The 9,470-nt window shown below is 42.0% G+C and carries 4 protein-coding genes; 3 read left to right on the plus strand and 1 reads right to left on the minus strand.

Annotated features, from left to right (window positions below; all coding sequences use genetic code 11):
- Window positions 1–256 precede the first annotated feature (256 nt).
- Window positions 257–4,000 carry a type IIG restriction enzyme/methyltransferase gene (locus IM515_RS01730; RefSeq protein ID WP_287630614.1) on the plus strand — a complete coding sequence of 1,248 codons (3,744 nt, stop codon included), beginning with the start codon at window positions 257–259 and terminating at the stop codon, window positions 3,998–4,000.
- Between the two features lie 125 nt (window positions 4,001–4,125).
- On the opposite strand, the gene bioD is transcribed toward IM515_RS01730, so the two are convergent.
- Window positions 4,126–4,812 (minus strand): dethiobiotin synthase, encoded by a 687-nt coding sequence (bioD, locus tag IM515_RS01735; RefSeq protein WP_287630615.1) that lies wholly within the window; start codon window positions 4,810–4,812, stop codon window positions 4,126–4,128.
- Between the two features lie 247 nt (window positions 4,813–5,059).
- Between bioD and ilvB the strand changes: the two genes are divergently transcribed.
- Entirely contained in the window at window positions 5,060–6,913 is a 1,854-nt protein-coding gene (gene ilvB / locus IM515_RS01740; RefSeq protein ID WP_287630616.1) for a biosynthetic-type acetolactate synthase large subunit, read from the plus strand.
- 701 nt (window positions 6,914–7,614) lie between these two features.
- A complete protein-coding gene (gene serA, locus IM515_RS01745; protein ID WP_287630617.1) occupies window positions 7,615–9,192 on the plus strand; it encodes a phosphoglycerate dehydrogenase in 1,578 nt (525 codons plus the stop codon).
- The last annotated feature ends 278 nt before the right edge of the window (window positions 9,193–9,470 follow it).

The following is a 9,470-nucleotide window of genomic DNA, read 5'->3' on the forward strand; positions in this document are numbered from 1 at the left end:
ATTTGTAGCAGGCATAACCGGGTGCATCTCCTATTGGTGATTTTCTCTCACCTATTGGTGAGCAGCAGAAGTTGTTCAAAGAGGGCGAATGCAATTCGCCCCTACAATAATATGATGGTGCCAATGGTAGGGGCGCACTGCGTGCGCCCGAAATATCTAGATATTTCGACAAAATTGAGATGCACTAGGCATAACCATCTCTGTCATTACTTTTGAAAAATGGTATTAATCGGTAGTTTCCTAGAGGTAAACTTTTATGATCGTCAATAAGCGAGAACTCAAGCAAACCTTAAATCGGGTGTACTTGAAAATTAAGCCTGATACTGAAACAATTCAGGTTTTTCAAGCTAATTTAACGCGCTTGTTGGAGCAATGTGACAGCAAAAAGTCGGAAGAGTTTAATAAAAATTTGCTGATAGATTTTTTGAAAAATACCTATTATACTGATCGCTATTTTATCAATACAAAAGAGCGCATCGATCTGGTGATTCATAATAACCAGGATGTTAAAAGTCCAGTGGGGGTCATTTTTGAGACGAAGAAACCTACTCGGACAATAAATGCAGAAATGCCAAGACTGGATAATCTTAATACTAAGGCTTTTCAGCAGTTAATTTTATATTTTCTCCGCGAAAGGGTGACGGATAAAAATCTTGAGATTAAACACTTGATCGTGACAAATATTTATGAGTGGTTTATTTTCGATGGCAAGATTTTTGAGGAGTTGTTTTTTGCTAATAAGGCTCTATTTAACCAGTTTTGCGATTTTGAAGCAGGGAGACTGAGTAGTACGAAAACGGATTTTTTCTATCAACAAATTGCCGAACCGGCGATCGCTAAAGTTATTGAGCAAATTAAATTTACCCATTTTGATCTGCGAGATCTGGAAAATTTAGATTTGCTTGATATTTACAAGATTCTTTCGCCAGAACATTTACTTAAGTTACCTTTTGTTAATGATAGCAATACTTTAAATAAGCCTTTTTATAATGAGCTTTTGTATATTATCGGTTTGACGGAAATTAAGGATAAAGGGAAGAAGTTAATCGGACGAATGAAAGAAGGCGATCGCTGTGATGGTTCCCTGATTGAAAATGCGATTAGTCGGTTGGATAGTTTAGATAAAATTGCACAATTAAAAAATCCAGAAGAGTTTGGAACTACGGATGAAGAACGGCTTTTTAATGTGGCGTTGCGGTTATCAATTAATTGGATTAATCGGGTTTTGTTTCTCAAATTATTGGAAGCGCAATTAATTAAATATCATCAAGGCGATCGAGATTTTGCTTTTCTCAATTTGGCGAAAGTTCCCAGTTATGATGATCTCGATAGTTTGTTTTTTGATGTGTTAGCCAAGGAGACAAATAAGCGCGAGGCTAAGGTTAAAACGACTTTTGCTCATGTACCTTATTTAAATAGTTCGCTATTTGAGCCAACGGAGACGGAACAGCAAACGATTTTTATTGGCAATTTGCGGGAGCGAACTTTACCCATTTTTGCAGGTACGGTGCTAAAAGATAATCAGGGTAATAAGCGAGTAGGTGAGTTAAATACGTTGGCTTATTTGTTTGAGTTTTTGGATGCTTATAAATTCGATCGAGATGAGTTAGAAAATCCTCAAGAAGATAGCGAAAAGTTAATTAATGCTTCGGTGTTGGGGTTAATTTTTGAAAAGATTAATGGTTATAAGGACGGTTCTTTTTATACGCCGAGTTTTATTACCATGTATATGTGTCGGGAAACGATACGACGAGCGATCGTGCAGAAGTTTAATGAAGTAAAAGGCTGGAATTGTCAAACTTTAGATGATTTATATGAACGAATTGAGGATAAAAGAGAGGCGAATACTATTATTAATAGCCTGAAGATTTGTGATCCGGCTGTGGGTTCGGGACATTTTTTAGTTTCCGCTTTGAATGAGATAATCGCGATTAAGAGTGAGTTACGGGTTTTATTAGATAGTTCGGGTAAGTCCTTAAAAGATTATCGGGTGGAAGTGCGAAATGATAAGTTACTGGTTTACGATGATGAAGGAAATTTATTTGCTTATCATCCCCATAATAAAGAAAAGCAACGGGTACAGCAAGCCTTATTTCACGAGAAACAGACGATTATCGAAGGGTGTTTATTTGGGGTGGATATTAATCCTAATTCCGTGACTATTTGTCACTTGCGGTTATGGATTGAGCTTTTAAAAAATGCTTATTATCGCGAGGATGGCAATTTAGAAACTTTGCCAAATATTGATATTAATATCAAGTGTGGTAATTCTTTGATTAGTCGGTTTGGGTTGGATGTGGATGTTAAACAGGTTTTACAGAAGCAGAAGTTTAGTATTGAGCAATATCGCAATGCTGTACAGACTTATCGCAATGCGGAAAATAAGGAACAAAAGCGGGAGATGGAAACGCTGATTGCTAAGATTAAGGCGGGTTTTAGTGCTAATTTATTAATTGGTGATCCTAAGAAAGTGAAGTTACGTCAATTACAAGGGGAACTTTATAATCTGGAAAATCAGGGTTTATTGTTTGAGGAGACTAAGACGGAGCAAAAAGCGCGGGAGAAAAAAGTAACTAAGTTAAATAATGAGATTGATAAGCTAACTGCTGAAATTGCAGATATTGAAAGCGGTAAGCTGTATAATAATGCTTTAGAATGGCGGTTTGAGTTTCCTGAAGTGTTGAATGATGACGGGGATTTTGTTGGGTTTGATGTGGTGATTGGGAATCCTCCTTATGGCGTAGATTTTTCAACCCAAGAAAAAGAGTTTTTAAAGAAATATTATGATCGAATTCATGTCCGAACTCCAGAGTCTTTTAATTATTTTTCTTACAGATATCAAGAACTTACAGGTAAGCAATCTTTGTGTTCACTAATAATTCCCTCTAGTTTTTTAAATCAAATTGAATTTGAAAAAAGTAGAGAATTAATACTAAGTAATTACAGTCTTATCTTAGACATTAATCTTGGAGATGGAGTATTTGAAGATGTTACAACTCCTACCTGCATCATTAGTTTTTCTAAAAAAATATTAAACAACTCAACTCTATATGCAGATCTATCAGATGTGGAAAGAGATAAATTACCAGTTGAGCTAGATAAAATAAATAATCTCATTGATCAATCCAATCTTGTTTCTAATCAAGCTTATAGCTTTGTTTTTAAAAATCATCATCAATTAATTGAAAAATGTTATTCAGGGAATCTAACTCTTAAAGATATTGCTGAAGATGTAGCTACTGGAATTAGTCCCGGACTTGCAGATGCTTTTATACTTAAATCAGATGAAGCTGAAAGTAAGAAATTAGAAAAAGACATAATTAAAAAACTAATAATTGGAGGAGAAATAAACTCTTATTGTTTAAAGCCTAAATCAGAGAAAGTCATAATTTATTTTTCTTCGGACTTAGATGTTAAAAATTATCCCAATATTATTAAACATTTAAGCTTATACAAAGAAAAACTAGACAATAGAGTAGAAACTAAAAGTGGTGTTATCCCTTACTATGTAATGTTAAGACCTAGACGCAAAAAATTATTTACTCAGCCTAAAATTTTAATTCGACAAACTGCGAATAGAATCATTGCTGCTTACGACGAAGATCAATGGTATTGCCTTAAAAGTGGAATAATAGTTCAGTTGCCAAATAAATCAGAAGTGCAATATTTATATTTATTGGCTGTTCTCAACTCTAAATTGATGAATTTTTTATATAGTGATTTAGTTAATGAAGATGTGAGAATATTTCCAGAAGTAAAGCCAGTACAATTATTTAAACTTCCAATTGTAGTTCCTAAAAGGCAAATACAAATAGCATTAGAAAAAATTGTTAATAAAATTCTCACCGCAAAAAAAGACGATCCTAACGCTGACACAAGCGAATTAGAAAAGCAGATTGATCACTTAGTTTACAAACTCTATCAACTCACCTATAATGAGGTAAAAATCATTGATCCAGAATTTGCCCTAACAGAACAAGAATATCTGGACTTACCCTAATTTATTCCCTTACACCCCCGATGTCCTGTAGGGCTAATTCATGAATTAGCCCTACAATGGGTGTTGTCAAATTGAAAGATGCTGGGAATCAGCTTTGCCTTTTGCCTTGTGCCTTTTGCCTCGTCTCAACAAGCAATTTCAATGCTTGACAGCTTAATTTCTGGCCAACTAGCTACCACCGAAGCCAATTTATCCAAATCCCGACGATCTTCGATAAAGGGAAAAACACCTAAAACTGGACAATTAGTCAAGGATTGAATTAAATCGATCGGTGTTAACTGCTCTATCTCCGTCTCCGTGCGCGGTTCGAGACAATTAAGGATAATTCCGCCCAAATTGACCTTTTTCTGCTCTGCTAGGGCAATATTAGCCACCGTTTGGGAAATCGCTCCCAATTTCACCGGCACCACTAAAAGGGTTTTTAACCGCCATTGAGCCGCTAAATCCGCCACAGTTAGCTCGTGGGTGACAGGACAACCTAAACCCCCTAAACCCTCAATTAAAACCAAATCTTGGCTTTTTTGTAGGTTTAGCAGAGCTTGCCACACCGTCCCTAAAGGAATATCTCGACCTTCCAAATCAGCAGCCACAGGAGGCGCTAAGGGTGCTTGATATTGCAGCGGTGTGATCATTTCTAAGCGACCCTGAAATAAACCCTCATACCATTCTCGATCGCCTTGACCCGTTTGCATTAATTTCATCAGCCCCAGGGCCTTGGCGGGATAGTATTTTTGCCAATAAGCCACCAAAGCAGTGGTGACAACGGTTTTACCCGCATCGGTATCCGTAGCCGTAATCAAAAGACTATTCATAAAACTCCCAGGCCAAGTCAAGATCAGGTAAAATCACCAATATTTATCATCTTATCCCCCATCACCCCACTTCCCCACTTCCCAGATATTGCATGGGTAAGATGCAAAAAGAAAAAAAACTGCAGCCAAAAAGGTGAAATAGAATACACTAAATGTATAAGGATATCAATTTTGCTATTTTTCAAGTTGCATACTAGGCAACAGAATCGCAATTATCCCTCTCATTAGAAATTGGACGGTTTGCCCTGTGGTTTCATCACTTCCCAAGCCCAATGACTCTTTAACAACGGTTTCCCAGCGTTGTTCTGGTGCTTATGCCTTGATGGACAGTCTCAAACGTCATGGCGTTAAGCACATCTTCGGTTATCCCGGCGGTGCGATCCTGCCCATCTATGACGAACTCTACCGCTTTGAAGAACGGGGAGAATTACAACATATCTTAGTGCGCCACGAACAAGCGGCCGCCCATGCCGCCGATGCCTACGCTAGGGCCACCGGCAAAGTGGGAGTCTGTTTCGGTACTTCCGGCCCCGGGGCGACCAATTTGGTGACAGGCATCGCTAACGCACACATGGACTCCATCCCGATGGTAATTATCACCGGTCAGGTCAGCCGGGCGGCCATCGGTTCCGATGCTTTCCAAGAAACCGATATTTATGGCATTACTCTCCCGATTGTTAAACATTCCTATGTGGCTAGAAATGCCCGCGAAGTAGCGAGAATCGTCGCTGAAGCCTTCCATATCGCCAGTACAGGACGACCGGGACCGGTTTTAGTCGATATTCCCAAAGATGTCGGTTTAGAATTATGCGATTATATCCCCGTCGAACCGGGAGATGTGAAACTAACCGGCTATCGTCCCACGGTTAAGGGCAATCGCCGTCAAATCGAGGCCGCTTTACACCTCTTGGAAACCGCCGAAAAACCCTTACTGTACGTTGGCGGAGGTGCGATCGCAGCTAATGCCCACGCCCAAATTGCCGAGTTTGCCGAGCGTTTTCAGTTACCCGTCACCACCACGTTAATGGGGATCGGTGCTTTTGATGAACATCATCCCCTCTCGGTGGGAATGTTAGGAATGCACGGCACTGCCTACGCTAATTTTGCCGTGACCGAGTGTGATTTATTAATTGCAGTCGGCGCTCGTTTTGATGACCGAGTAACCGGGAAATTGGACGAATTCGCCTCGAAAGCTAAGGTAATCCATGTGGACATCGACCCCGCCGAAGTGGGCAAAAATCGCGCCCCTGATGTGCCGATTGTCGGGGATGTGCGGGTAGTTTTAGAACAAATACTCCACAAAGCCAGAGAATTTGATTATCCCACTAATCCTGATCGCAGCCAAGCTTGGTTAGCTAAGATCGAGCGCTGGCGGCAAGATTATCCCCTGCAAGTCCCCCGACCGGAAGGCAGACTTTCCCCCCAAGAAGTAATCATTGAGGTGGGTCGTCAAGCACCCCACGCCTACTATACCACCGATGTGGGCCAGCATCAGATGTGGGCGGCCCAATTCCTCAAAAATGGTCCCCGACGTTGGATTTCTAGCGCGGGATTGGGGACAATGGGTTTCGGTTTACCGGCTGCGATGGGGGTGAAGGTGGCCATTCCCGATGAGGAGGTCATTTGTATTAGTGGTGATTCCAGTTTCCAAATGAATCTACAGGAATTAGCCACCCTAACCCAATTTAATATTCATGCCAAGACGATTATTATTAATAATGGTTGGCAGGGTATGGTACGTCAATGGCAAGAAGCTTTCTATGGGGAACGTTATTCTAATTCCAATATGGAAGTGGGAATGCCGGATGTGGAACTGTTAGCCCAAGCTTACGGCATGAAAGGGATTACTATTCGCCATCGAGAGGAATTAGCCGCAAAAATTGCCGAAATGTTGGCCCATGATGGTCCAGTTTTAGTCAATGCGATCGTTGCTAGAGACGAAAATTGTTATCCCATGGTCGCCCCCGGTCAAAGTAATGCCCGTATGATTGGTTTACCGAAAATTGTCACCAAGGGTTGTGAAATGCTCGATTGTCCCAGTTGCGGTGCGGTTAACAGTTGGAATAATAAATTCTGTCCTGAATGTGGGGCGAAATTGTAGCCAAAAATTGTTAATTAATTAACCAGCCTCCGTTAAATATAACGGAGGTTTTTGGCTTTTTATCTACTATGTGAACATGATAATTAGGGTTTGCTGAATAAATGTGAAATGTAGGCATGGCAAGGGTTTTGTGGCTTTTCTTGCGAAAAAGGTGCAAGATTTTGAGAGAATCGTCGTTCAAAACCTTGCGTTTTCATCAGCCCGTGTCCTGTAGGGGCGAAGCATTCGGGCAATAACCTATCGGTGAAACCGGAGATTTTCTATCCGAATGCTTCGCCCGTACTTTTTCAGCAAACCCTAGGTAGGCGTTAAAAATTATCAGATGCCTCTCTTATTCAGGGGGATCGGCACCCCCCTTATCAAGGGGGGCAGGGGGGATCGAACCTAAAATCTATTCTTAAATTTAATTATAATCAGCTACTTATAAATTTTCAAATAGAAGCAATGGCAGCCCTAGAAAAAGCCTTAGAAAAAGAAGTGGAAAACTCGATGCCACCGTGATTAAATTAGCCATATCTCAGTGACAACGGCAAGAGCCTGACATCAACCCCATGAACGACAATTAAGAATGACAACCTAAAATCTTTTCGCTAATTTTGCCATAGACTGCACCCTTTGCTTCTAAAATGGGCTATTGCGGCTAGATACCAATATTGGTCTAGCATTTGCCCGTAGACTGAAAAAAGCACGTTATAAAGATTATGGCCAAAGTTCTGGTATCCGATTCGATCGATCCGGTAGGAGTAGAAATTCTGTCACAGGTTGCCCAAGTGGACGTGAAAACAGGACTATCTGCCGAGGAAATCATTCAAATTATCCCCGAATACGACGCGCTGATGCTCCGTTCCAGTACCCGCGTCACCAAAGAAATCGTCGAAGCGGGCAGCAAACTGCAAATTATCGGCCGCGCAGGGGTAGGAGTCGATAATATCGATGTTCCCGCGGCCACTCGTCAGGGTATTATTGTCGTTAACTCTCCCGAAGGTAACACGATCGCCGCTGCCGAACACGCCTTGGCCATGATGTTATCCCTCTCCCGTCATATTCCCGATGCCAATCAGTCGGTAAAAGCGAATAAATGGGAAAGAAATCGCTTTATCGGCACAGAAGTTTATAAAAAGAACCTAGGAGTCGTCGGTTTAGGGAAAATTGGTTCCCACGTCGCCGCCGTTGCTAGATCTCTAGGCATGAAAATTCTCGCCTACGATCCCTTTATTTCCAAAGAACGCGCCGATCAACTCGGTTGCACCTTGGTGGATCTAGAATTACTCTTTGCTGAGTCCGATTTTATCACTCTCCACGTCCCGAAAACTGCCGAAACCCAGCATCTCATCGGTCGGGAAACCATCGCTAAGATGAAACCCACAGTCCGCATCATTAACTGTTCCAGAGGCGGCATTATCGATGAGTTGGCTTTAATTGAAGCCCTCGAATCCGGTAGAATCGCCGGGGCAGCCTTGGATGTATTTGAACAGGAACCTTTAGGCGAATCTAGATTAAGAGAATTATCTAACGTCATCCTCACTCCCCACCTAGGTGCATCGACTACGGAAGCACAGGTGAATGTGGCTATTGATGTGGCCGAACAAATTCGCGATGTCCTCCTCGGTTTGCCAGCGCGCTCGGCTGTTAATATCCCCGGACTAACTCCCGATGTTATGGAAAAACTGCGCCCTTACCTGCAATTAGCGGAAACTATGGGTAATCTCGTCAGTCAGTTGGCAGGAGGTCGCTGTGACTCGTTAAATGTCCGTTTACAGGGAGAATTGGCCACTAAAGACAGTCAACCTCTGGTGGTGGCGGCAATTAAGGGTTTACTTTCCCAAGCCCTCCGGGAACGGGTAAACTATGTTAATGCGGCGATCGAAGCTAAGGAACGCGGTATCCGGGTAATCGAAACCCGGGATGCTTCCACCCGGGACTATTCGGGATCGATTCATTTGGAAGCGAATGGTTCCATGGGGACCCATTCCGTCACCGGAGCGCTGTTAAGTACCGGAGAAATCCGCATTACTGACCTCGATGAGTTCCCCATTAACGTGCCACCGAGTAATCATATGTTATTCACCCTTCACCAGGATATGCCGGGTATTATCGGCAAAATTGGCGCACTTTTAGGCAGTTTTAATGTCAATATCGCCAGTATGCAGGTAGGACGCAAAATTATTCGCGGTGACGCAGTTATGGCCCTGAGTCTCGATGATCCTTTACCAGAAGGTCTTCTCTCGGAAATTACTAAAGTCCCCGGTATCCGTGATGCTTATACAGTGAAACTCTAGATTAAATCAGTTATCAGTAATCAGTAAACAGTAAGGGACTTGCGTGGGAATAATATCCCAGCCAGAAAATCGCTCTGTAGAAGAACCAGACCGGCCAGATGGCACATTATCAAAGCGCAAGTCCCTAACATCTCGAAGGCTCTCGCCCTACTTAGGGTGATCAGCAAACCTGATCGATCGGAGGGCGCAAGCTTTGCGCCCCTACAGTAACGGATTTTGTCCACAATGTAGGGGCGAACTGCGTTCGCCCAAAAGGTACATTATCAAAGCGCAAGTCC

It is taken from the genome of Microcystis sp. M44BS1, assembly GCF_020244875.1.
GTDB lineage: Bacteria > Cyanobacteriota > Cyanobacteriia > Cyanobacteriales > Microcystaceae > Microcystis > Microcystis panniformis.

Coding starts and splice junctions, on each gene's coding strand:
- bioD (WP_287630615.1), bottom strand. CDS start 4,812: ATGAATAGTCTTTTGATTACGGCTACGGATACCGATGCGGGTAAAACC.
- serA (WP_287630617.1), top strand. CDS start 7,615: ATGGCCAAAGTTCTGGTATCCGATTCGATCGATCCGGTAGGAGTAGAA.
- IM515_RS01730 (WP_287630614.1), top strand. CDS start 257: ATGATCGTCAATAAGCGAGAACTCAAGCAAACCTTAAATCGGGTGTAC.